This is a genomic window from Ruegeria sp. L12 (assembly GCF_056531745.1).
Genome location: NZ_JBQFMH010000005.1, coordinates 145,646 through 168,729 on the forward strand (window position 1 = coordinate 145,646; position 23,084 = coordinate 168,729).

A 23,084-nucleotide genomic window follows, 5' to 3' on the forward strand; every position below is an offset into this window, starting at 1 on the left:
CAGAGTCAGTGAATTTCTCAAGTTTTTTTCGGGTACAGGCATCCAATTGCGCCTGTTGACATAAAAGGTCGCGCACGCGAGACCGGTAGAGATGCTACGGGTTCTTGCCATTCTCTGCCTGACATTGCTTGCAACGACTACGCTCGCGCAGGATCGCGCAGCGGTTGAACGCCAGTTCCGGGACTGGCTGCAGCAGACCATCTGGCCGCAAGCCAAAGCAAAGGGCGTTTCACAGCGCACCTTTCAGCAAGCCTTTGAAGACGTTTCGTTGAACTGGGATTTGCCTGACTTGGTGCCCCTCGGAGGCAAAAAGAAGTTGCCGAAGGTACAGCGGCAGGCTGAATTCGGCTCGCCCGGGCGCTATTTCAATGCGGGGTCGGTGCAAGGTGCGACTTCGGTGGGCCGCAAAATGGCGCGGCGTCATGCGGACACCCTCGCGCGGGTCGAGGCAAAATCCGGGGTGCCCGCCCGCATCATTCTAGCCATCTGGGGGCGCGAAAGCGGCTATGGGCAGGTGCCGATCCGCCACAATGCCTTTCAGGTTCTGGGCACCAAAGGGTTCATGAGCACGCGCGCCGACTATTTCACCGGCGAATTGATAGCGGCCTTGCAGATAGCCGAGGCAGGGCACACGCCCGTTTTGAATAGCAGTTGGGCGGGCGCCCTAGGGCAGCCACAATTCATGCCAACCAGCTTTCTGACCTATGCAATCGACGGGAACGGCGATGGACGCGCCGATATCTGGAATTCCGAAGCAGATACCATAGCCTCCATCGGCAACTACCTGGCACGACATGGCTGGGTCGCTGGCCGCGACTGGGGCTTTGAAGTGAACGTACCACGCGATGTCTCGTGCGCGTTGGAGGGGCCGGATCGGGGTCGGCCGATCCGCGACTGGGCCGCGATGGGCATCACGCGTGTCTCTGGCCGACCATTTCCTGCACATGAAATGCCCGCCGAAGGCTACCTGATGATGCCAGCTGGTCGGAATGGTCCGGCCTTCATCGTGACGCCGAATTTCTACGTGCTGAAGGATTACAACACGAGCGACCTCTATGCACTGTTCGTCGGTCATGTCGGGGATCGTATCCAATACGGCGTCGGGGATTTCAGCGGACGCTGGGGCAAGGTCGGCGGGCTCTACCGCTCGGATATTGCCCGAATGCAACAGGCTCTGGTCCGGCAAGGGCACGATGTGGGTGGCGTCGATGGATTGCCCGGTTACAAAACCCGCCGCTCAATCGGGCGCTGGCAGGAGGCGACCGGCCAGCCACCCACCTGTTTCCCCGAGGCGCAAATGAAAGCCCACCTGAAGCCCTGAACCCGCCACTGATTCGCCATCGGCGGGTATTTTGCACAACTCATTCACGCTATTCGATATGTTGTTCTTCACGAAAATGTCATGGTAGCGAGATGTTTCAAAATTTTATTTCGAGGGCGCTGCCCGTTACGGTTTCATTCGATCTTTGAGCACACGACAGCCTTAAAACTCTTTACCTTTGCCTAAAAACTGGCACGTTTTGCGGCAGTGAAAGACAACTTTCGCAGTTGAATTTCCGACATCCCCTGCCGTGCGAGGCCCGCAATTTCCGGCCCTTTTCGCGATTCAGATCAAAGCAACACTGCAGCAGATAGCGGAAACACAAGGGTAGTCGACCCCGCGACACCTTTCGCGTGGGCACTGGTTGCCAAGAAAATGGGAGTAAACACATGAACAGAATAATCCGAACCTCGCTGGCGGGGTTGTTGTCCTCTACTATCATCGCGGGCGCTGCAATCGCCGCTGGTACGCACCCGGAAACCGGGGAAGCGCTGGCCGATGATCAGACTTTTACCTATCGCATACTGGACGAGCACAGCTCGGTCGATCCGCAGGTTGTCGAAGATGTCTCGGGTGCCGAGATCGTGCGCGACCTGTTCGAAGGTCTCATGAACCAGGATGAAGAAGGCAATCTGGTCCCCGGTGTCGCCACTGGTTTCGAGGTCAACGACAGCAAGGATGTCTACACTTTCACGCTGCGCGACAATGCGAAATGGTCGAATGGCGATCCGGTTACTGCAAGTGATTTCGTCTTTGCCTGGAAACGTGCCGTCGATCCGGGACTGTCTTCGCCCTACGCATGGTTCATGGAATTGATGTCGATCGAGAATGCGGCGGAGATCATTGCTGGCAACGCATCCGTCGACGATCTGGGCGTCAAGGCCATCGACGACAAGACGCTGGAAGTCCGCCTGAGCGCGCCGCTGCCCTACTTCCCGCAAATGACCACACATTCGACGACCTTCCCTGCCCCGCAGAAAGTGATCGAAGAGTTCGGCGATGCATGGACCAAGCCCGAAAACATCGTCTCGAACGGCGCATATGTCCTGACCGAGCATCTGCCGCAGGAACGCTCGGTGCGTGAACGGAACGAGATGTATTGGGACAATGACAACACCATCGTCGATAAAGTGGTCGCGCTGGTCATCAACGATGAAAACGTCGCTCTGACCCGCTATCTGGCCGGCGAACTGGACCGTACTGAAATTCCGGCTGGTCAGTATCCGCGTCTGAAGGAAGAGCATCCGGTAGAAGCCATCAGCTTCCCGCGCCTGTGCAACTATTACTACACCTTCAACCTGTCCGAAGGCGGCCCCGAAGCGTTCAAGGACCCCAATGTCCGTCAGGCGCTTTCACTAGCCGTAGACCGGGCAATCGTCACCGAGAAAGTGATGGCCGGTGGTCAACCCCAAGCCTACACCTTCGCCCCCGAAGCCACAGCAGGCTTCACCGTTCCAACCGTCGAGATGGCGTCGATGAGCCAGGCCGAGCGCGACGAATTGGCGAAAGAACTGCTGGCCGAAGCAGGCTATGGCCCCGACAACCCGCTGAGCTTTGAGATGGTCTACAACACCTCGGAAGACCACAAGAAGGTCGCCGTGGCACTGAGCCAAATGTGGAAGCAGAAACTGGGCGTGCAGGTCGAACTGGCCAACATGGAATGGAAAGTCTTCCTTGAAGAACGCGGCAACCAAAACTTCGATCTGGCCCGTGGCGCCTGGTGTGGCGACTATAACGAGGCCTCCACCTTCCTTGATCTGCTGCAGTCGGATTCTGGTTACAATGACGGCAAGTACAACAATGCCCGCGTTGATGAGCTGCTGGCCGAGGCCAAAACCTCAGACGATCCGGCGCCGCTCTATACCGAGGTTGAGCGCATCATCGCGCAAGAGACCCCTGTGATCCCGATCTACCACTATGCCGGTGTCTACATGATGGACAGCGATGTGGGGAATTGGCCGGTCAATAATGTCGAGCAGAACTGGTACTCGAAGAACCTCTATAAGCTCGCCGAATAATCGTCATTGAACCGCGCTCTGCCCCGGGAACGCCCGGGGCAGAGCCAATAAACATGGGGGCAGAATAATGCTTGCCTATAGTGTTCGGCGACTGCTGGTCGCAATTCCGACGATCCTGTTGCTGATCGTCGCCTGTTTCTTTCTCATGCATGTTGCGCCCGGCGGGCCATTTACCTCGGAACGGCCATTGCCACCGCAGGTTCTGGCCAATATCGAGGCGCGCTATGGGTTGGACCAACCGCTGTGGAAGCAGCTGTGGGACTATCTTTACAACATCGTCGTGCATTTTGATTTCGGACCGTCCTTCAAGTTCAAAGATCGGGACGTGAACGACATCATTGCTCAGGGTTTTCCGATCTCGCTGACCTACGGATCTTTGTCGTTTCTGTTTGCGACCGCCGTGGGTGTCAGCCTGGGCATAGCGGCTGCTATCAGACATAATACCTGGATCGACTACATTGCCGTCGGTCTTGGGATTGCCGCGCAGGCATTGCCGAACTTCATCATGGGCCCGATCCTGATCCTGACCTTCACCCTGTGGCTGGGTTGGCTGCCGGGCGGCGGCTGGCACGGCGGTCAGTGGCAGTATCTGGTGATGCCGGTGATCGCGCTGGCTACGTCCTACATGGGCTCGATCGCGCGGATCACCCGGTCATCGATGCTGGAGGTTCTGAACTCGAACTTCATCCGCACCGCACGGGCCAAGGGATTGCCGACCAGAACCGTGATCTGGCGTCATGCGCTGAAACCTACGCTGCTGCCGGTGGTGTCCTATCTGGGCCCGGTCTTTGTTTATGTACTGACCGGATCGGTTTTCGTGGACATTTATTTCTCGACCGGCGGTTTGGGGCAGGCTTATGTCGGCTCGGCCCTGTCGCGCGACTATGCGGTGCTGTTGGGGGTCACGATCCTCTATGGCGCACTAACCGTAATCGTGAACCTGCTGACCGACCTGGCCTATGCCTGGTTCGATCCGAAAATCCGTTATTGAGGGGCTGGCGATGCTTGGAAAATCACAAAAAGCCGCCCATCTGGCGGAAGACATCACCGACTACACGGTCATTCAGGGGCGGTCGCTTTGGCAGGATGCGCGGATTCGTTTTGTCCGCAACAAAGCGGCAATGGCGAGTGTCTTCATCCTGGCTATGATCGTGTTGTTTACGATCTTTGGTCCGTATTTTGCCGTCTGGAACAATGAAGAGATCGACTGGAACGTCATGGGGGATGTGCGCGGCATGGGCATGCCCTCAATCGAGACCGGTCACTTTTTCGGCGTCGATGATCTGGGGCGCGATCTTTACAGCCGCGTTATTCAGGCGACCACCACTTCGCTGCTGGTGGGTCTGATCGGGGCTGCGACGGCGCTGATCGTGGGCACATGCTACGGCATCGCGGCTGGCTATATCGGCGGGCGCACCGATAGCGTGATGATGCGTTTCGTTGACATTCTGCTGGCGATCCCGGCGACATTGGTCATCATCCTGCTGCTGGTTGTCGCAGGACGGTCCTTCTTCATGCTGTTCATTGCCCTTGGTGCGGTGGGCTGGCTGACCATGGCGCGGATCGTTCGGGGGCAGACCCTGACCCTGAAGAACCGCGAGTTCATTGAGGCCGCGCGTGCCGCCGGTGTCAGCGAGTTCACCATCATGTACCGCCACATCCTGCCCAATCTTCTGGGCGTGGTGATCGTATATGCCTCGTTACTGGTGCCCGAGATGATCCTGACCGAAAGCTTCATCTCGTTCCTCGGTCTCGGGATCTCGGAACCCTACACCTCGCTGGGTCGTCTGATTGCCGAAGGGGCCGGTACGATGAGTTACGGCACCTTGTGGCAACTGCTGTACCCGCTGACATTCTACGTCACCATCATCATCACGATGTTCTTCATCGGTGATGGTTTGCGTGACGCACTGGACCCGAAGGATCGCTGATATGAGTTTGTTCTCCGTCAAGGACCTGAGCGTCCAGTTCGACACCCCCGATGGTGTGGTCGAGGCCGTCAAAGGCATCAGTTTCGACATCAACCCTAGCGAATGCCTTGGCATCGTGGGCGAAAGCGGGTCGGGCAAAAGCCAGACCTTCATGGCCGCAATGGGCTTGCTGCCGCCTGCCGGACACGCCTCGGGCTCGGCCATGTTGAACGGCAAGGAAATCCTGAACCTTCCGATCAACGCGCTGAACCGCATTCGCGGTGCAGATGTAGGGATGATCTTTCAGGATCCCCTGACCGCCCTGACGCCGCATTTGCGCGTTGGTCAGCAGATGCGCGAAGTGTTGCAGATTCATGAGGGTCTGCAGGGTTCTGCCGCGCGTCAACGCTGCTTGGACTGGCTGAACCGCGTGCGCATCCCCGAGGCGGCGCGCCGTCTGGATCAGTACCCGCACGAGCTGTCGGGTGGAATGCGTCAACGGGTGATGATTGCCATGTCGATGCTGTGCAATCCCAAGCTGTTGATCGCGGATGAACCGACAACTGCACTGGATGTCACCGTTCAGGCCGACATTCTGGACCTCATGGTGCGCCTGCAAAAGGATGAAGGCACTGCCATTGCCCTGATCACACATGACATGGGTGTGGTGGCGCGGATGTGCGACCGTATTCAGGTCATGCGCATGGGTGAATTTGTCGAATCTGGCGACACGCGCGATATTTTTAGCGCGCCACGACATGACTATACCCGCACCTTGTTGGAAGCCATGCCGCGCATTGATGCGGGTGACGCGCCGAAGGCACTGCCCGTGGTTGATGAGCCACTGCTGAAGGTCGATGACGTCAAAGTTCACTTCCCCATTCAAATCTCGGGCGGGTTGTTCGGGCGAAAGGTGGCATTGAAAGCGGTCGATGGCGTCAGTTTTGACATTCGCAAAGGTGAAACCTTGGGCGTCGTAGGCGAATCCGGATGCGGCAAATCCACGCTGGCGCGGGCTGTGCTGCAATTGATCGAACCCAGCGCAGGCAATGTCAGCTGGTTGGGAAATCCGATTGTCGGACTGAAACGGGCCGAGCTGAACAAGTATCGCAAAGACCTGCAGATCGTGTTCCAGGACCCTCTGGCCAGTCTCGACCCACGCATGACGATCTCGGCCTCGATTGCCGAACCCCTGAAGACCTATCGCCCTGACCTGACCGAGCGCGAGCGCAAGCAGATGGTGGCGGAAATGATGGAGCGGGTCGGTCTGAACGCCAACATGATCAACCGCTATCCGCACGAGCTGTCTGGTGGTCAGAACCAGCGGGTCGGAATCGCCCGCGCGATGATCAACAAGCCAAAACTGATCATCTGTGACGAGGCGGTTTCGGCGCTTGACGTGTCCATTCAAGCCCAAATCGTCGAATTGTTGCGAGAATTGCAACAGGAATTCGGCCTTTCGATGATCTTCATCAGCCATGATTTGTCGGTTGTACGGGCGATCTCGAACCGGATCATGGTTCTGTATCTGGGTCGCATCGTCGAGTTGGGCGATGGTGAGGTGATCTGTTCAGATCCAATCCACCCCTACACCAAGTCGCTGATCTCGGCTGTACCTATTCCCGATCCGGATGTCGAACGCAGCCGTCAAAGGCTTAAATTGCCGGGAGAATTGCCCTCACCAATGGACCCGAAGGCAGCGCTGCGGTTCTTACCCAGCCGTTTATCGACGGGTCAGGCGGATTATGTCCCGCAACTCAGCGAAGTCGCGCCGGATCATTTCGTCGCTGAACATGACTCGCTTGAAACCATCATGGCCAACGGCTGACGCCCTGAGTGCCCCCGATTCTGTCTCAGGTCGGGGGTGTCGCTTTTCTGCTGGTCTGGTTTGCTTTTGACTCTGGCCTGATGTTGATGGCAAGTTTTAACCGGCCCACGCTGTTCCTGCCTGGGGCGATTGATTGATACGGATTTAAGATTTATGTGGAGGCGCCGGCGCTGATACGACCTGCCGGCAAAGCATCGAATTTGAGAGGTAACATGACACGCAAGGTCACCAAGGCGATTTTCCCGGTTGCAGGAATGGGTACGCGCTTTCTGCCGGCGACCAAATCGGTGCCAAAAGAAATCATGACATTGGTTGACCGCCCTTTGGTCCAATATGCCATCGACGAAGCCCGCGCGGCCGGGATCAAGGAATTCATCTTCGTGACCTCGCGCGGTAAATCTGCGCTTGAGGATTATTTCGACCACAATCTGGTGCTGGAACAGGATCTGAAAGCAAAGGGCAAGGACGAACTTCTTGACGTTCTGAACAAGACCAACATGGAAAGCGGTGCGATCGCCTATATCCGGCAACACAAGGCGCTGGGGCTGGGTCATGCGGTATGGTGCGCACGGCGCCTGATCGGGGATGAACCCTTTGCCGTCATGCTGCCCGACGACGTGATCGCTGCAGACAAACCCTGCCTGCAACAGATGGTCGAAGCCTATGAGGAATCCGGCGGCAATATGGTGGCTGCGATGGAAGTTCCGAACGAGAAGACGAGCTCTTACGGAGTTCTGGATACCGGCGAAAATGTCGGCACCGTCGTCAGGGCGCGGGGCATGGTGGAAAAACCAAAACCCGAAGAGGCGCCTTCGAACCTTGCAGTGATCGGTCGCTATATCCTGCGCCCATCGGTTCTGTACAACCTGAACCAGAAGAAAACGGGCAGCGGCGGGGAAATCCAGCTGACCGACGCAATTGCCGAAGATATCACCAACGGTGTACCGGTTTTTGGCTACAAGTTCGATGGCCGACGGTTCGACTGCGGGTCAAAAGCGGGCTTCCTACAGGCAACCGTCTCGTTTGCGCTGGATCGTGACGATTTGCGGGACGATCTGAGCGGATATCTGCACGACATCGTTGCTTCGGACCGGGCAGCCCAATAACAAGATCCGGTCTGAGGGAGCAGCCATCATGAGCAAGGTCTATCCGGTCATCCTGTGTGGCGGCTCTGGTACACGGCTTTGGCCGTTGTCACGCAAAAGCTATCCCAAGCAGTTTGTATCGCTGATTGGTGAAAGCAGTCTGTTGCAGCAATGCGCCAATCGACTGTGCGGCCCTGATGACGCCCCTTATGGCAAGCCGTTGATTCTGACCAACGAAGCCTTTCGCTTTGTGGTGCCCGAACAGCTGATGGCCATTGGCATTGATCCTGGCCCCATCCTGATCGAACCCGAGGGGCGCAATACCGCCCCTGCTGTTCTGGCCGCCGCGCTACATCTTGCATCAGTCGACCCGGAGGCGGTGATGCTTGTGGCCCCATCGGATCATGTGATCCCCGACGCTTCGGCGTTTCACGCGGCCGTGGCCGAGGGCACCCGCGCAATCGTCGAGCGTGGCGATCTGGTAACTTTCGGCATCGCCCCCGACCGGCCCGAGACCGGTTATGGCTATCTCAAGTTGCGTCATACACCTGACGCCACCGGCGCGGCCGTTCCCTTGGACCGATTTGTCGAGAAACCCGATTTGAAGAATGCCAAGGCGATGGTGGCCGAGGGCAGCTATCTTTGGAACTCGGGTATCTTCCTGTTTGCCGTGCAGGACATCCTGAAAGCGATTGAACAACATGCGCCCACCCTGCTGGCCCCGGTCCGCTCTGCGGTTGAGCAGGCGCAGACCGATTTGGGGTTCCTGAGGCTTGACCCAGAAGCTTGGGCGACGGTCGAAGACATCTCAATCGACTACGCAGTGATGGAAAAAGCCGACAATCTGAGCGTCATTCCCTATGCCGCCGGGTGGTCCGATGTGGGCAGCTGGTCTGCAGTGCAGGAGTTGAGCAATCCCGATGCCGATGGCGTCGCAACCTCGGGCGAAGTGACCGCCATCGATTGCCGCAATGTGCTGGTACGTTCAGAATCCCCGGCGCAGGAAGTTGTCGCAATGGGGCTTGAGAATGTGATCACCGTTGCAATGCCTGACGCGGTTCTCGTGGCCAGCATGGACCGGGCGCAGGACGTCAAGCAGGCGGTTGTGGCGTTGAAGGCCAAAGGCGCGAAGCAAGCGGAATCTCTGCCTGTTGATCACCGCCCATGGGGCTGGTTTGAGAGCCTTGTGATTGGCGACCGGTTTCAGGTCAAACGCATCCACGTTCATCCCGGCGCTTCGCTCAGCCTGCAATCGCATCACCACCGGTCGGAACACTGGATCGTTGTGGAAGGAACGGCTGAGGTCACCATTGATGACAAGGTGCAGTTGGTTTCCGAAAACCAGTCGGTCTATGTGCCGCTGGGGGCCGTACATCGGATGGTCAATCCGGGCAAGGTTCCGATGGTATTGATCGAGGTACAGACCGGGACCTATCTGGGTGAGGACGATATCATTCGCTATGAAGATATCTATGCCCGCGATTAACGGCAGTCTTCGTTAACAACCGACAAATCGGGCGCTCGGCCCGGTCAGGCGAGATTCACGCGGATCACGGCAGTGTGGCGCGCAATCATCGTCGGACCGACAGCCACAGGAGGACGCCCGTGCCACAGAACTCACCCCGATTGAACCTGCCCTATCTGCAACCCGCGCAGGCCCAGAAACATGTCACCCATAACGAGGCCTTGCTCGCGCTGGATCTGGCCGTTCAACTGAGTGTTTCTTCGCTGAACGCAACAACACCGCCCGTTGTTCCGGATCAGGGAGAAGTCCATGCCCTGGGCGCTGCCCCGACCGGAGATTGGAACGGACATGCAGGCCAGCTGGCGGCATGGGTTGATAACGCCTGGCATTTTGTGACGCCGGACACCGGGTGGCGCGTTTGGGATCAGAGTTCGAGCCAGATCAAAGTATGGGACGGGGCCGCATGGATCGATCCGCCCATAAGCACTCAGAACCTGACCGGTGTGGGCGTTACAACCAACTCTGACAGCACCAACCGACTGGCCGTGCGCAGCCCCGCCACACTGCTGACCCATGAAGGCGCCGGGCATCAGTTGAAGATCAACAAGGCGGGTGCGGGGGACACCGCGTCGCTGCTGTTTCAATCAAACTGGACCGGCCATGCCGAGATGGGTCTGTCCGGTAGCACCGATTTCTCAATCAAGGTATCTCCGGATGGCGGCAGTTGGACGGATGCGCTGCGGATTGATGCCGCGACCGGCATGGCAAGCGGCGCGGCGGTGCAGAACAGTGCCGAAGACACCAGCCCGGGTCGCCTGATGCGTGCAGATTATGGCTATGGGCCCGGTAATCTGCTGGGCACCGTATCCGAAAGCGGAGGAACCCCCGGCGGTGCCGCGATCGAACGCGGCAGCACGGCGGGTGGGGATTATGTACGCTTTGCCGATGGAACCCAGATTTGTTCGGTTACCATGAGCGCAGTGACATGCACCGTCACCGCAGGGGCCCTGTACACAAGCTCAACCACAACCTGGGATTTCCCGATGGCCTTTGCCAGCGGCACCACACCTGCTCTGAGCGGCAATGGCGGAGCGCTTTCCCGGTTCGTTGGCTTCGACATACCGTCAGAGACTCAGGTCACCTGTCAGATCATGTCAGTGACATCAGACGCGGCAGCCGTGCCACCGACACTTATAGCAGTTGGCCGCTGGTTCTGACGACTCGGGCCGCTTGACCCTGCGGGTCGGGCGGTCACAAATCTGCGGTCCAAACTCGGTAACGTCCCTGCCCTGTCACCTCTCGGATCAGGCCTCTTTTGGTGAATGTGATCAGGTTGCGCTGAACGGCGGCGCGCGAGGATTTCGTCAGCTCTTCGGCCAGCGGTGCAGAAACCATCGGCCAGGCGGTCAATACGTCGATCAGGACGGGTGGCGTGCGGCCGCTCAGATCGGATGTTGCTTCGCGCGCGCGCGCCTCCCAGGCGCTTATCCGATCCAGATGAAGCAGGGCCGCAAGCGCGGCCTGACCTGCGCCGCCCACCCAGGCCGACAGTTTTTCTTCGACAGTACCAGCCCCGCGCAGCGCACCTGGTCCGGACAAAGCCAGCGGCATGAACACGGCCCCGCCCCGGCCCATCGAGGCGGCATGACGGTTCGCGACAATGGCGGCCTCGGTGTCCTGACCGATGCCCGGTGAAAACGCGCGCCATGCGTGAAATCCAATCGCAGCCTGGGTCACCGGATGGACACCATCGGCGCTGCGCATAACCTCGGCCAAATCGGCAACCGATTCTGGCACTTCCTCGATCCCCTGCGCCTGACGGTCGAGGAAAGCGGTAAGCCCGGCCTCCCACCCACCTTCCGAAGGGGTTGCCCCCGAAGTCAAACGCCGTACCGCCCAGCCTGCCCGATAAAGGGCCTGCACGTCATCGCTTGTCGAACCGATCCGCAGGCCAGTCCAAAGCGCAAGGCGATCAACGCCGATCCGGTCGCCGGTCCACCAGCCCAGATCCGAGACCTCCATCAACGCCAACCGATGCCCCCACCCCGCCGGGCCCGCACGCAATCGTTCATCCAGCGCCCCGAAGGTCAGGGCGAGATCCGCAAGTTCAGCCGAAAGCTTGGACTGTGCTGCGCGCCAGTCTCTTACATCGAAAAGCAGGTTCTGCTGAGGCCTTAGCCCCGGGGTCAGCAGGTCTTCCGGGTCTTCCTCGTCCGTAGGGGGAAGAAACCACAGATCCTCTTCCTCGGGTGGATCGGTGTCGTAGATGCTGCGAGGCCCCTCTTCGGGGGCCTCTTCATCCGTATCCGGCGTCAGGGGTTTCGGCGTCATGGCCATTATTCTTCGACCATTTGGCGCGGTTCACAAGAGGTATTCCGCCCGATCACCCCGTGAAGATATCGGTCAGGATGCTCAGCTCGCTGTTCAGATCGGTCTGCGGATTATTGCCCAGCAGCATATAGCCATAGCCGTCGCCCGCCCAGGTGGCTGTCGCCAGACCGCTGAGCACGGCAAGATTTACATCCTTGGCAGGAGCGTCGCCACCCTGACGGATAATACAGAACGCAAAGGGGCGTCCCTGCGCATCGGCAAAAACGATCTGAATCAAAGGCTTGCCGTTGAATGACAATACCTGAGCCCGCTTCAGGTCAAGCCCGGGCAGCGTTTCCAGCACATCGCGGTTCAGCGACCGCCCCAGTTCGGCCTCGGCCCGGGCAAACTGTGCATCCAGCGCCTGGGGCGAATTATCCAGAGACGCAATGGTTTCCGGCACATAAAGGGACTGATAGATCGCGGCCTGTTCCGCCCAGCCCAGCTCGGCCGGTCGCGTGGCCCAGAAGGTTGCCGAAACTGCGATAACCGACACCGAAGCTGCCACGGCCAGCAAGCGTAGCGGACCCGAAGACGTCTGCGTTACCGTGGGCGCGGGCAATTCGATTTCAGGTGCCTCGGCGGGAAGCCCCTCAAACGCCTTTTGAACCGCTGCGGCAAACGGATCCAGCGCCATCAGTCGGAATTCGAGCTCCGGGTCATCGGCCAGCGCATCTTCGATGGCCCGAGCCTCGGACTCGTCCAGATTGCCTTCCAGATAGGCCAGAAGCGTCTCGTCTGAAAACTTCATCTGCCACTCCGTCGAGCGATGCCACCTGCGTCGTGAAGCATCACGGATTTCAGTTTCTGCCGGGCATTGGACAATCGACTCATGATCGTACCGATGGGAACGTCCAGCATGGCAGCAGCTTCGCGGTAGCTGTATCCTTCAACAAACACAAGCATTACTGTCTCACGTTGAGCCTCTGGCAGTTGCATCACTTGAGTAAACACCTGAGCAGCGAAAATATTCGTTTCTGAATCGGGTCCGGATGCGACCAGTTCACATTCAGGTGTTACCGACAGCGCCTGCGCTTTGCGAACCGAACGCGCCCGGATTTCGTTCAGCCAGATCGAGCGGCAGATAGTCATCAACCAACTGTCCAACCGGTCATAGGACGTCACCTGATGGTGCTTCTCCAGCGCCCGCAGCGCCGTGGCCTGCAACAGATCATCCGCGATATCCGACGCCCCCGACAAAGCAAGCCCGAACCGCCAGACCCGTTTCGAATGTGCCTGGATTGCGCCGCGCACGGCTTGTTCGGAACTCATTTCAACACTCATCGAATAAAACGCGACTTACCTGTGTTTGTTAGATATGGGACCGGGCCCGCTTGGTCTGAACTGACACAGACTTTGGAGGAATGAAATGAAATTTCTGTTGAGAACATTCACGATTGCGTCGGCAATTATTGCAACGCCGGTACTTGCAGCCAATTGGTCATTAAACCCGGATGCCTCGCATCTGGCTTATGGCACAGTGAAAATCGAGGATGTGGGCGAGGTCAACTCCTTCTCGAACCTCTCGGGCCATGTCACCGAAGACGGCAAGGTCGAGATCGACATCGACCTGTCCTCGGTCGAGACCAATATCGATATTCGCAACGAACGGATGATCGAACATGTATTCCGCAAAGCGGCCACCGCGACCCTGACAGCAGGGATCGACATGGACGCGGTCTCGAAACTGGCCGTGGGTGAGACCACCGTGATGGAGGTGGATGCCAAACTTTCCCTGGTCGGCACCGATGTCGATTTCTACACCGATCTGTTCATCCTGCGCGTCAGCGAGAAGTCCGTCATGGTTTCGACCAATGACATGGTCTTTATCAGCACCGAAGATGCTGGCGTGACCCCCGGCGTCGACAAGCTGATGGAACTGGCACAATTGCCCAGCATCACCCGCACCGTTCCCGTCACAGCGCGCCTGATGTTCACTCAGGAGGGCTGAGACCCTGCGGCGCGACGGGCTGTCATCAGAGTAATGAGTTCTTCCTTGGTTCGCCCGATATGCGCCGCAAGCAAAGCGCAGGCCGCATCTGTCTGACCGGCCTGCGCCAGTTGCAACAGCTCCCGATGTTCTTTGCGCGCCGCGCTGCGCTGCTGGTTCACGCTCAAATGCATGCGGACATAGCGATCAGATTGCAGTGACACGCGGTACAGCAGATCATTGGTCAGGCTACGCCCCGCTGCAGCGTAAAGCGCCGCATGAAAACGATGGTTCAGCGCCCCCCATTGGCCAACATCATTGGCGTCATACGAGGCCTCCATCTGCTGCAAGATGTCCTTGCATTCGGCAAATTCCACGGTGGTCATGGCGGGAATGGCGCGGCGGAACAGATCCACCTCAAGCAGGACCCGCAGGTCGAAAATCTCGGCGATCTCATTCAGCGAATGTTCAGTGACCGAGGCGCCACGATTATTGGTCAACACGACCAGCCCCTCGGCATCCAACTGCTTCAGAGCCTCACGTACAGGCATGCGAGACACATCGTACTCTTCGGCCAGCGCCTCTTGTCGGATAGTTTCACCTTCGGACAGATCGCCGCTCAGTATCCGTTCGCGCAGATCACTGGCGATTACTTCGGGCAGGCTTTGCCGGATTATGGCGCGCTTGGGTCCCATGTCATGCGCCCCGGGTGTTGCTCTGCGGATTAGAGTGCGGGAATGAACCCTTACGCGGTTTGTTCAGCATGAAGCTACGCATGGCACCTCCCTCAAAAACGATTGGCGGAGTACGGCTGCAAAGAAATCGCAGGCGTCTGATCGTCGATCAACGCGCCGATCAATTCCGCCGTTCCGGCCGATTGGGTCAGCCCGAGATGCCCATGACCAAAGGCGTAGATCACATTCGCAGACTTTGCCGATTGCCCGATCACCGGAATGCTGTCCGGCATCGAAGGCCGGAAGCCCATCCACTGCTTGCCGCCTTCGGTTTTGAGGCCCGGCAAAAACTGCGTCGCCTTTTGCAGCAGAATATCCGCGCGTTTATAGTTCGGAGGCAATTTCAGACCGCCGAGTTCGACCGCACCGCCAATGCGAACCCCGCCGTTGATCCGGGTGGCAACAAAACCGTGGCGCGAGAAGGTCAGATGCATCCGCAAGTCAAAAGCGCCCTCTGGCAGGGTCGTATTGTATCCACGCTCGGTCTCAAGCGGGATGTGATCACCCAGCGTCCTTGTCAGATGATGCGACCATGCGCCGGCAGCGATGATGGCGCGGGGGGTCGTGATCTTGCCGTCAGCATGGACGATCCCAACACCATCTTCACGAGCCTCCAGAGCGCGGATGTCGCATTGTTCGATCTGCCCGCCACGATCCCGGAACGCCTTCGCCAGATGCTCGACCCAGGCTTTGGGGTCCACCGTATTCAACCAGTTCGGTGTGAATCCCGCATGGGTGAAACGCGGGCTGAGACCAGGTTGTTTCTCGGCAATCGCAGCGGTGCTTTCCAGCAGTTCAAATTCGATCCCATGGCGGCGGCGCAGCTCCCATGTGGGCAGGCTGGCGCGGAAATCCGCCTCGCTTTCATACAACTGCATTTGCCCGTCGCGCTGCATCATCCCCTCGCCGTCAACCGAAGAGATCAGCCGCTCGAGCGCGGCCGACGACAAGTCCATAAGTTGCGCCTGTGCATTCAGCAGGCTCTCATACCGGCTTCGGCTGCTGGCGCGCCAGAACCGGTACATCCATGGCGCAATCTTCAGGGCATAAGACGGCGGTATCGAAAGCGGCCCCAGCGGATCAAGCAGCCATTTGGGCGCTTTGCGCATGATGCCGGGCGTGGCCAGCGGCTCGACTTCGGTGAAGGCAAAGGCCCCCGCGTTACCCGCCGAGGTTTCGGCAGCAACGCCTTTTCGGTCCAACACGCGGACCTGATGCCCCCGGCGCTGCAACTCCAGAGCGGTGGTGATGCCGATCACCCCAGCCCCGATGATGGTCACTTCAGTCATGTTTCGATCCCTGTGCGAAACGGGTCTTGTGGATCAAAGATCAGCTTGGCTTCGGACATGACATAGGCCTGTCCGGTGATCTGCGGTATCACGCCGCCATTCGGGCCTGATTGATAAGACATACGATAGGAACTGCCAATCACGCTTTCCTGCACGATCTCGCACCCGGGCTTCAGCAGACCATCCGCGGCCAGACACGCCAGCCGCGCTGAACTGCCCGTCCCGCAGGGCGAGCGGTCATAGTTGTCGTCCGGGCACAGTACAAAGTTGCGGCTATGCGCGCCGCTGGAGGAATGGCCCTGCAGGATCACGTGGTCCACAGGCTCGCCCTCCTCGCCCCCTGCCCCGGCGGCGATTGAGGATTCGCGGATCGCAATCGACAATTCGGTCAGCGCATCGATATTCCCAGGCATCACCGGGATCGGGCTGGGATCGACAATGAAGAACCAGTTGCCGCCATAGGCGATATCTCCGGTTATCGATCCGTGGCCGGGCACGTCCAGCGACACGCTCTGCCGCACTCGACGGCTTTCGATATTTGTCACGGTGACCGTATTGGCGTCATGCAGTTCGACCGTCACGACACCGGCTGGTGTTTCGATGCGATGCTCTCCGACACCGATCCGCCCCATATGCGCCAGCGTCACGGTCATACCGATGGTGCCGTGCCCACACATGCCCAGCACAGCGTCTACATCGAAATAGATCACGCCCGTCACGCAAGAAGGGTCCGTCGGCTCAACCAGCAATGCACCGACCATGGCCGGTTGCCCGCGCGGTTCCAGCATGACCGAGCGATAGAATCCTTCATGCTCGGTAGCCAGCCGCCGCGCCCGGACAGCCAGCGGCCCGGGTCCCAGATCAGGGGCGCCATCCAGAATGACCCGTGTCGGCTCACCCCCGGTGTGGCTGTCGATTACATGCATTCGGCGATCACTCCGCCCTGCTTCGACCAATCGGAGAACCAGTTGCGGAAGAGGTCATATTGCTGTTCGCAATAGTTTCGCTGCGCGTCGGTCAGCGCGTCGGATTCATTGAAGTGCAGACGATATTCATCCTCACCGTTCAAAACCAGCAGATGCTTGTAATACAACACAAGATCCGGGCCTTCATCAAAGCTGGACAGAACATGGATTGCCTCGGTCAGTTCCTGCGCGCGCTGGCGGGCTTCGGCGTGACCTGTGGCGGCTTTCTGAGAGAGCGCGGCCAGCAAAAGCGCCTCGCGCGGCAACGCAGTTCCAATCCCCGTGATCGAACCGGTTGCGCCGCAGTTGACGAAACCGTGGAAAACCTCGGTATCAACGCCGACCATCAGCGTGACCTGATCATCCTGGCTGGTGATGTTCTCGGCGGCATAGCGCAGATCAGCCTTGCCGCCGAACTCCTTGAAGCCGACCAGATTTGAATGCTCGGCGCGCAGGGCAAAGAACAGATCGGCCCGTGTGGCAAAACCATAATACGGGCTGTTATAGATGATCGCGGGCACATCCGGCGCTGCCTCGAGGATCGCTTCGAAATGGTTCTTCTGCGCTGTCGGAGAGCTGCCACGCGACAGAACACGTGGGATCACCATCAGCCCCGCCGCGCCCATCTTCTGCGCATGGGCGGCATGGGCCACTGCGGATTTTGTATTGATCGCTCCGGTTCCTACAACGACAGGCAGGCCCGCATCAATGAGGCGCTCAACCCCTTCCATCCGCTGCGCATCGGTCAGCAGCGGCCAGTCCCCCATCGAGCCGCAATAGACAACGGCCGACATCCCGGCCGCGATCATCTCTTGCCCTTTGCGGACCAGCGCATCGAAATCCGGCTCGCGACCGGGTGTGCAAGGGGTCATCAGGGCGGGCATTGTACCGGTGAAAATGTTGCTTGGCATCGTGGGGTCTCCATTGAACAGGCGCACGATTCTCCAGTATCGGATATTGGATACAAAATCTATCAATAGATTTTCACACTCTTCCGGCACAGTACCATTTGAAGAAGTTGTGGCTGGTAATTCAGCGCAACCGTTGACCGGTCTCCGGATCAAACAGCATGGCACGTTCCGGACGGAATGAGATGCCAATGCGTTCCCCGGTCTTGCTGCGTTGGTCTTCGCGCTCTTCAACGATCAGTTTGTCGCCACTGGGCGTCAACAGATAGGAGTACGAAACGCCCCCAAGCGCTTCGGTCAGGTCGACCGTACAGGTATCGCCGGTGCGATCCACCTGTATGTGTTCGGGCCGAATGCCCAGCGTGACCTTTGAAGCATCTGGCGGCACGCTGCTGGTAACCGGGATTGCCTCGGACAAGGCAGGGTGGCGCACGGTGCCGTCAATCACATCGCATTCCAGGAAATTCATCGCAGGCGACCCGATAAAACCGGCGACAAACCTGTTGTCGGGGTTACGATACAGATCCATCGGAGCACCGACCTGTTCGATTCGACCATCGCGCAGCACGACGATCTTGTCGGCCATGGTCATCGCCTCAACCTGATCATGCGTCACGTAGATCATCGTCGCGCCGATTTCATTGTGCAGGCGCGCGATTTCAACCCGCATCTCGACCCGCAATTCCGCGTCGAGGTTCGAAAGCGGCTCATCGAACAGGAACACTTCGGGCCCGCGCACGATGGCGCGACCGATGGCCACTCGTTGCCGCTGCCCACCGGATAGCGCTTTGGGCTTGCGTTTCAGATACTGGTCCAGCTTCAGAATGCCCGATGCATCCTGAACCTTCTGTTCAATCTCGGCCTTCGCGACACCGTTCATCCGCAGGCCAAAGCCCATGTTTTCGGCGACCGTCATATGCGGATAGAGCGCATAGGTCTGGAACACCATCGCCACCCCGCGCTTGGCCGGGTCCATATGCGTGACATCACGCGCCCCGATATGAATCTCTCCGTCCGAAGTTTCCTCTAGCCCCGCGATCATCCGTAATAACGTGGATTTGCCGCAACCCGAAGGACCAACGAAAACACAGAACTCACCATCTTCGATCTGCAGATCAATCCCGTGAATGACCTGAGTCTGTCCATAGCGCTTGATCGCGTTTTTCAGCGTTACACCTGTCATGTCGCTTGTATCCTGTTCTTCTGGCTTTCGGGAAACCGCCATGCCTGCGCTTCGCCACCGATTTTCTCGGCAACTTGTCGGACACGAGGTACCCATGATTCCAGCTGTTCGAAATTCATCCGACTGGTTGAACCGGTCACCGACAGCGCGCCCAGCACACGACCGCCGGGGGTCAGGATCGGGCAGGCCACGCAGATGATGCCGGGCTCATGTTCTTCATCGTCCACCGCGTAACCCCGGCCCCGGATCAGCGCCAGATCGGTCCGCAGCGCCTCTTCCGAGGTCAGCGTTTTGTCGGTGAACCGATGAAAACTTTGCTGTGAGATCGTTTTTTGCAGCGGGTCGTCTTCCAAAAAGGCCATCATCGCCTTTCCGACACCCGTGCAATATGCGGGCCCCACTTTCCCGGCCTCGGAATACATCTCGATCGGTCGCTGCGCATTGCGCTTATCAACATACAGCACCTGCCCCGAATCGAGCTGCGCCAAATGCACAGTCTCTCCGGTCTCTTCGCTCAGCGCATCCAGAAATGGCCGCGCGATAGGAGCCAGCGAGTTCTGGGTCCAGGCCGAATGCGCGAGGCGGACCAGCCGCATTCCCGGCGAATAACTCTGACGTTCGGGGTCATAGCTCAGCATGCCCTGATTGGTCAGCGACTGCAGAAAGCGATAAAGTGTTGCCTTCGGAAATGCACTGCTTTCCAGCAATTCGCCAAAGCGCACCGGGCGTTTGAACGACGCCACCTGATCCAGCACATCACATGCTTTTCCTATTGTTCCGTCACCTGACACGGGTGCCTGTGCTCCTCCGGTTTCACGTGGCGTGGCCACGTTAGTCTTGACAAGACTAGCTGAGTCGATGTGTAGTTTTCAATATATAAAACAAGGTTTCATTATTTGAAACTACATAAACCAGAATGGAAGCAAAAGGGAGGAAACCATGCATTCCATCTTCAAGCGTACGACGGCTGCTCTGGCCATGAGCGTCGCGCTTGCCGTCCCGGCATCCGCCGAGCTGACCGGCGAGCTGCGTATTTTCCTCGACACATCGAACCCGGCGCCGCGCGCGACGATGGAGGCGATGATCGAGCGGTTCCAGCAACAGCACCCAGATCTGGCCATCGAGACCACGGTAATCGACCGTGAGGCCTACAAGACGCAAATCCGCAACTTTCTGACTGCCGACACCCCCGATGTGGCGACCTGGTACGCTGCCAACCGGATGAAGCCTTATGTCGAGGCAGGACTGTTCGAAGATGTATCCGACCTGTGGGCCGAGCCTGCAATTGCCGACAATCTGGCCTCGACCAAGGGGGCGATGACCATCGACGGTAAGCAATGGGGCGTGCCTTATACCTATTACCAGTGGGGAGTATACTATCGCAAAGACATCTTTGACGAGCTGGGCCTGAGCGAGCCGACCACCTGGGAAGAGGAACTGGCCAACTGTCAGAAGATCGTCGATTCCGGCCGTGCCTGCTATACCATCGGGACCAAGTTCCTGTGGACCGCTGGCGGCTGGTTCGACTACCTGAACATGCGCACCAACGGGTTCGACTTCCACAACCAGCTCGCCAATGGCGAAATCAGTTGGGAGGATGATCGCGTCAAGCAGACCTTCGCCAACTGGAAACAGCTGATCGATATGGGCGCGTTCATCGACAACCATCAGACCTATAGCTGGCAAGAGGCTCTGCCCTTCATGGTCAACGGCGAAGCCGCCGCTTATCTGATGGGCAACTTCGCGGTGGCGCCTCTGCGTGAGGCGGGTTTGAGTGATGACCAACTGGATTTCTATCAGTTCGTTGCCATCAACCCCGATGTCGAACTGGCCGAAGATGCGCCGACGGACACGTTCCACATTCCGGCCAATGCCTCAAACAAGGAAGCCGCGCGTGAGTTCCTGCGTTTTATTGTTTCGGCGGACGAACAGACCGAGATCAACAATGGCGCAAATCTCGGCCAGTTGCCGGTGAATGCGCAATCGGCGGTGGATGATGACAAGTTCCTGCAGCAGGGCTTTACCATGCTGTCGTCGAACAGCCCGGGCGGCGTCGCCCAGTTCTGGGACCGTGACGCGCCTGCGGAAATGGCCAAGGCGTCGATGGAAGGGTTTCAGGAGTTCATGGTCAAGCCTGACAATGCTGACCGTATCCTGGCCAAGCTGGAGCGCGCGCGACAGCGTATCTACGACAACTAAACGAACAGGGCCGGGCTGAAGCCCGGCCTATACCAGACCAAAAACGTAGGGCGGGCTTCAGCCCGCCACCCCTCAGTCGGAATGCCGCCATGACCATTGCCGCAGACGCTCCAGAACAGGAAAGCTGGTTCCACCGCAACCAACAGCGCATCGCGCCCTGGCTGTTTCTGGCCCCCGGTCTGCTGTTCTTTATGGTCTATGTGATCATCCCGGTTTTCCAGTCTTTCAACCTGTCGCTTTACGAGTGGGACGGTCTGGGCGCGGCCGAATATGTGGGGTTCCGCAACTACGAAGACCTGTATTGGGAATGGATCGATCAGGATGCCTTCTATATTTCGCTGAAAAACAACCTGATCTGGCTGATCCTTTATCTGGCCGCGATCCCGGCGGGTCTGTTCATCGCGCTGTTCCTGAACCAGACGGTGTGGGGCATTCGCCTGTACAAGTCGTTGTTCTTCTTTCCATTCGTAATCTCTCAGGTCGTTGTCGGTCTTGTGTTTACGTGGTTCTACGACCCGACCTTTGGCCTGCTGAACGAGTTCCTTGGTTTCTTTGGTCTCGGACCATTGAATGTGCTGGGCGACGAAAGGTTCGTGACCTATGGCATCATCTTCGCGGGCCTCTGGCCGCAAACGGCGTATTGCATGATCCTGTATCTCACCGGCCTGAACGCGGTGGACCCCGAACAGATCGAGGCTGGACGTCTGGATGGCGCCAAAGGCTGGCGGATGCTGTGGCACATCATCCTGCCGCAACTGCGCCCAGCCACCTTCATCGCTTTCGTCGTGACCATCATCGGCGCGCTGCGGTCGTTCGACCTGATCTCGATCATGACCCAGGGCGGGCCGTTCGGGTCGTCCCGCGTGCTGGCCTATTACATGTTCGAAGTGGCGCTTTCGGAATACGGTTTCCGCATGGGATACGGCGCGGCCATCGCGGTGATCCTGTTCCTCATCATGCTCTGCTTCATCGCCTATTTCCTGTGGTCGATGTACCGTGAAGAGAAGGGGCACTGAGATGTTTCCCACACCCATCGAAAAACAACCCCGCGCGGCGCAGATCACCTATCAGGCAATGCTGCCGCTCGCTCTGTTGCTGTGGCTGGGCCCGCTGCTGGCGGTCGCCCTGTTCTCGGTCAAACCCGCGGCAGACTTTACAAACGCCAACTATTGGGGGATGCCCTCCAGTTTTGAAGGCGCGTTCAACTATGGGCAGGTCTTTTTCAACTCGGACATGCCGCGGTACCTGCTGAACTCGTTCCTGATCACCATACCGACCGTGATCGGAGCCGTTGCGCTCAGTTGTATGACCGGGTTTGCCCTGGGCATCTACAAGTTCAAATCGAACCTGTGGATCTTCTTCATGTTCGTCGCGGGCAATTTCGTGCCCTTCCAGATCCTTATGGTGCCGGTACGCGATCTGACGCTGGAACTGGGCCTCTACAACACCAAAACCGGTCTGGTGCTGTTCCACATCGCGTTCCAGACCGGATTCTGCACCCTGTTCATGCGCAACTTCATCCGCGCCCTGCCTTTTGAATTGATCGAGGCCGCGCGGGTGGAAGGGATCAGCGAATGGCGCATCTTCTGGTATGTGGTTCTGCCGCTGATGAAGCCTGCCATTGCGGCGCTCAGTGTGTTGATCTTTACCTTCATCTGGAACGACTATTTCTGGGCCGTCGTGCTGACCCAGGGCGCCGAAAGCCAGCCAGTGACGGCCGGGATCACTAGCTTTAATGCGCAATTCCGCGCCGCCTATCAGTTGATGAGCGCCGGTTCAATCGTCGCAGCTCTGCCGCCGGTGGCCATGTTCTTCCTGATGCAGAAACATTTCATCGCAGGCCTGACCCTCGGTGCCGTAAAATAACGTCAAGCCAAAG

The 23,084-nt window shown here is 58.4% G+C and carries 21 protein-coding genes; 12 read left to right on the forward strand and 9 right to left on the reverse strand.

The annotated features are described in order from the left end of the window. The first annotated feature begins 91 nt into the window (after positions 1–91). The 8 genes from ACR0K9_RS10305 to ACR0K9_RS10340 all read left to right on the forward strand — a co-directional run bounded on the left by ACR0K9_RS10305 (position 92) and on the right by ACR0K9_RS10340 (position 10,844). Positions 92–1,321: a lytic murein transglycosylase gene (locus ACR0K9_RS10305; protein WP_480822874.1), complete on the forward strand. Its 1,230-nt coding sequence runs from the start codon at positions 92–94 to the stop codon at positions 1,319–1,321. A 389-nt stretch (positions 1,322–1,710) separates the two neighbouring features. Beyond that, entirely contained in the window at positions 1,711–3,339 is a 1,629-nt protein-coding gene (locus ACR0K9_RS10310; protein WP_480822876.1) for a peptide ABC transporter substrate-binding protein, read from the forward strand. A 67-nt stretch (positions 3,340–3,406) separates the two neighbouring features. After that, positions 3,407–4,330, forward strand: coding sequence for an oligopeptide ABC transporter permease OppB (oppB, locus tag ACR0K9_RS10315; RefSeq protein WP_480822878.1), 924 nt, complete (start codon positions 3,407–3,409; stop codon positions 4,328–4,330). A 10-nt stretch (positions 4,331–4,340) separates the two neighbouring features. Continuing rightward, positions 4,341–5,270 (forward strand): ABC transporter permease subunit, encoded by a 930-nt coding sequence (locus ACR0K9_RS10320; protein WP_480822880.1) that lies wholly within the window; start codon positions 4,341–4,343, stop codon positions 5,268–5,270. Between the two features lies 1 nt (position 5,271). Continuing rightward, positions 5,272–7,077: an ABC transporter ATP-binding protein gene (locus tag ACR0K9_RS10325; RefSeq protein ID WP_480822882.1), complete on the forward strand. Its 1,806-nt coding sequence runs from the start codon at positions 5,272–5,274 to the stop codon at positions 7,075–7,077. Positions 7,078–7,289: 212 nt separating this feature from the next. Further along, positions 7,290–8,183, forward strand: a complete 894-nt coding sequence (galU, locus tag ACR0K9_RS10330; protein WP_480822884.1) for a UTP--glucose-1-phosphate uridylyltransferase GalU — start codon at positions 7,290–7,292, stop codon at positions 8,181–8,183. A gap of 28 nt (positions 8,184–8,211) precedes the next feature. Further along, the gene (locus ACR0K9_RS10335) at positions 8,212–9,648 is read left to right on the forward strand and encodes a mannose-1-phosphate guanylyltransferase/mannose-6-phosphate isomerase (RefSeq protein ID WP_480822886.1); all 1,437 of its coding nucleotides are present in this window, start codon (positions 8,212–8,214) and stop codon (positions 9,646–9,648) included. A 119-nt stretch (positions 9,649–9,767) separates the two neighbouring features. Continuing rightward, a complete protein-coding gene (locus ACR0K9_RS10340; protein ID WP_480822888.1) occupies positions 9,768–10,844 on the forward strand; it encodes a DUF2793 domain-containing protein in 1,077 nt (358 codons plus the stop codon). 34 nt (positions 10,845–10,878) lie between these two features. On the opposite strand, the gene ACR0K9_RS10345 is transcribed toward ACR0K9_RS10340, so the two are convergent. Genes ACR0K9_RS10345 through ACR0K9_RS10355 form a run of 3 tightly spaced genes read right to left on the reverse strand, consistent with a single transcriptional unit; the run spans position 10,879 to position 13,269 of the window. Further along, on the reverse strand, positions 10,879–11,958 hold the full coding sequence (locus tag ACR0K9_RS10345) for a helix-turn-helix domain-containing protein (protein ID WP_480822890.1): 1,080 nt from the start codon (positions 11,956–11,958) through the stop codon (positions 10,879–10,881). 52 nt (positions 11,959–12,010) lie between these two features. Then, on the reverse strand, positions 12,011–12,748 hold the full coding sequence (locus ACR0K9_RS10350; protein ID WP_480531306.1) for an anti-sigma factor family protein: 738 nt from the start codon (positions 12,746–12,748) through the stop codon (positions 12,011–12,013). Next, positions 12,745–13,269, reverse strand: a complete 525-nt coding sequence (locus ACR0K9_RS10355; protein WP_480531308.1) for an RNA polymerase sigma factor — start codon at positions 13,267–13,269, stop codon at positions 12,745–12,747. The genes ACR0K9_RS10350 and ACR0K9_RS10355 overlap by 4 nt, the downstream gene beginning before the upstream one ends. Before the next feature lie 97 nt (positions 13,270–13,366). Here ACR0K9_RS10355 and ACR0K9_RS10360 point away from each other — a divergent pair, with 97 nt between their 5' ends. Further along, complete coding sequence (locus ACR0K9_RS10360; protein ID WP_480822892.1) at positions 13,367–13,948, forward strand: YceI family protein; 582 nt, start codon at positions 13,367–13,369, stop codon at positions 13,946–13,948. Here ACR0K9_RS10360 and ACR0K9_RS10365 read toward each other — a convergent pair. The 6 genes from ACR0K9_RS10365 to ACR0K9_RS10390 form a co-directional block, all read right to left on the reverse strand. Next, the gene (locus ACR0K9_RS10365; protein WP_480822894.1) at positions 13,936–14,622 is read right to left on the reverse strand and encodes a GntR family transcriptional regulator; all 687 of its coding nucleotides are present in this window, start codon (positions 14,620–14,622) and stop codon (positions 13,936–13,938) included. The genes ACR0K9_RS10360 and ACR0K9_RS10365 overlap by 13 nt on opposite strands. Positions 14,623–14,714: 92 nt before the next feature. After that, the gene (locus ACR0K9_RS10370) at positions 14,715–15,950 is read right to left on the reverse strand and encodes an NAD(P)/FAD-dependent oxidoreductase (RefSeq protein WP_480822896.1); all 1,236 of its coding nucleotides are present in this window, start codon (positions 15,948–15,950) and stop codon (positions 14,715–14,717) included. Continuing rightward, entirely contained in the window at positions 15,947–16,876 is a 930-nt protein-coding gene (locus tag ACR0K9_RS10375; RefSeq protein ID WP_480822898.1) for a 4-hydroxyproline epimerase, read from the reverse strand. Before ACR0K9_RS10375 ends, ACR0K9_RS10370 begins: the two co-directional genes overlap by 4 nt. After that, on the reverse strand, positions 16,867–17,826 hold the full coding sequence (locus ACR0K9_RS10380; RefSeq protein ID WP_480822900.1) for a dihydrodipicolinate synthase family protein: 960 nt from the start codon (positions 17,824–17,826) through the stop codon (positions 16,867–16,869). Before ACR0K9_RS10380 ends, ACR0K9_RS10375 begins: the two co-directional genes overlap by 10 nt. A 121-nt stretch (positions 17,827–17,947) precedes the next feature. Continuing rightward, positions 17,948–19,006 (reverse strand): ABC transporter ATP-binding protein, encoded by a 1,059-nt coding sequence (locus ACR0K9_RS10385; RefSeq protein WP_480822902.1) that lies wholly within the window; start codon positions 19,004–19,006, stop codon positions 17,948–17,950. Continuing rightward, a complete protein-coding gene (locus ACR0K9_RS10390) occupies positions 19,003–19,797 on the reverse strand; it encodes an IclR family transcriptional regulator (RefSeq protein WP_480822904.1) in 795 nt (264 codons plus the stop codon). The genes ACR0K9_RS10385 and ACR0K9_RS10390 overlap by 4 nt, the downstream gene beginning before the upstream one ends. 148 nt (positions 19,798–19,945) lie before the next feature. Here ACR0K9_RS10390 and ACR0K9_RS10395 point away from each other — a divergent pair, with 148 nt between their 5' ends. The 3 genes from ACR0K9_RS10395 to ACR0K9_RS10405 all read left to right on the forward strand — a co-directional run bounded on the left by ACR0K9_RS10395 (position 19,946) and on the right by ACR0K9_RS10405 (position 23,071). After that, the gene (locus ACR0K9_RS10395; protein ID WP_480822906.1) at positions 19,946–21,205 is read left to right on the forward strand and encodes an ABC transporter substrate-binding protein; all 1,260 of its coding nucleotides are present in this window, start codon (positions 19,946–19,948) and stop codon (positions 21,203–21,205) included. 89 nt (positions 21,206–21,294) lie between these two features. After that, positions 21,295–22,221: a carbohydrate ABC transporter permease gene (locus ACR0K9_RS10400; protein WP_480822908.1), complete on the forward strand. Its 927-nt coding sequence runs from the start codon at positions 21,295–21,297 to the stop codon at positions 22,219–22,221. A 1-nt stretch (position 22,222) separates the two neighbouring features. Continuing rightward, the gene (locus ACR0K9_RS10405) at positions 22,223–23,071 is read left to right on the forward strand and encodes a carbohydrate ABC transporter permease (protein WP_480531327.1); all 849 of its coding nucleotides are present in this window, start codon (positions 22,223–22,225) and stop codon (positions 23,069–23,071) included. Positions 23,072–23,084: the final 13 nt, after the last annotated feature.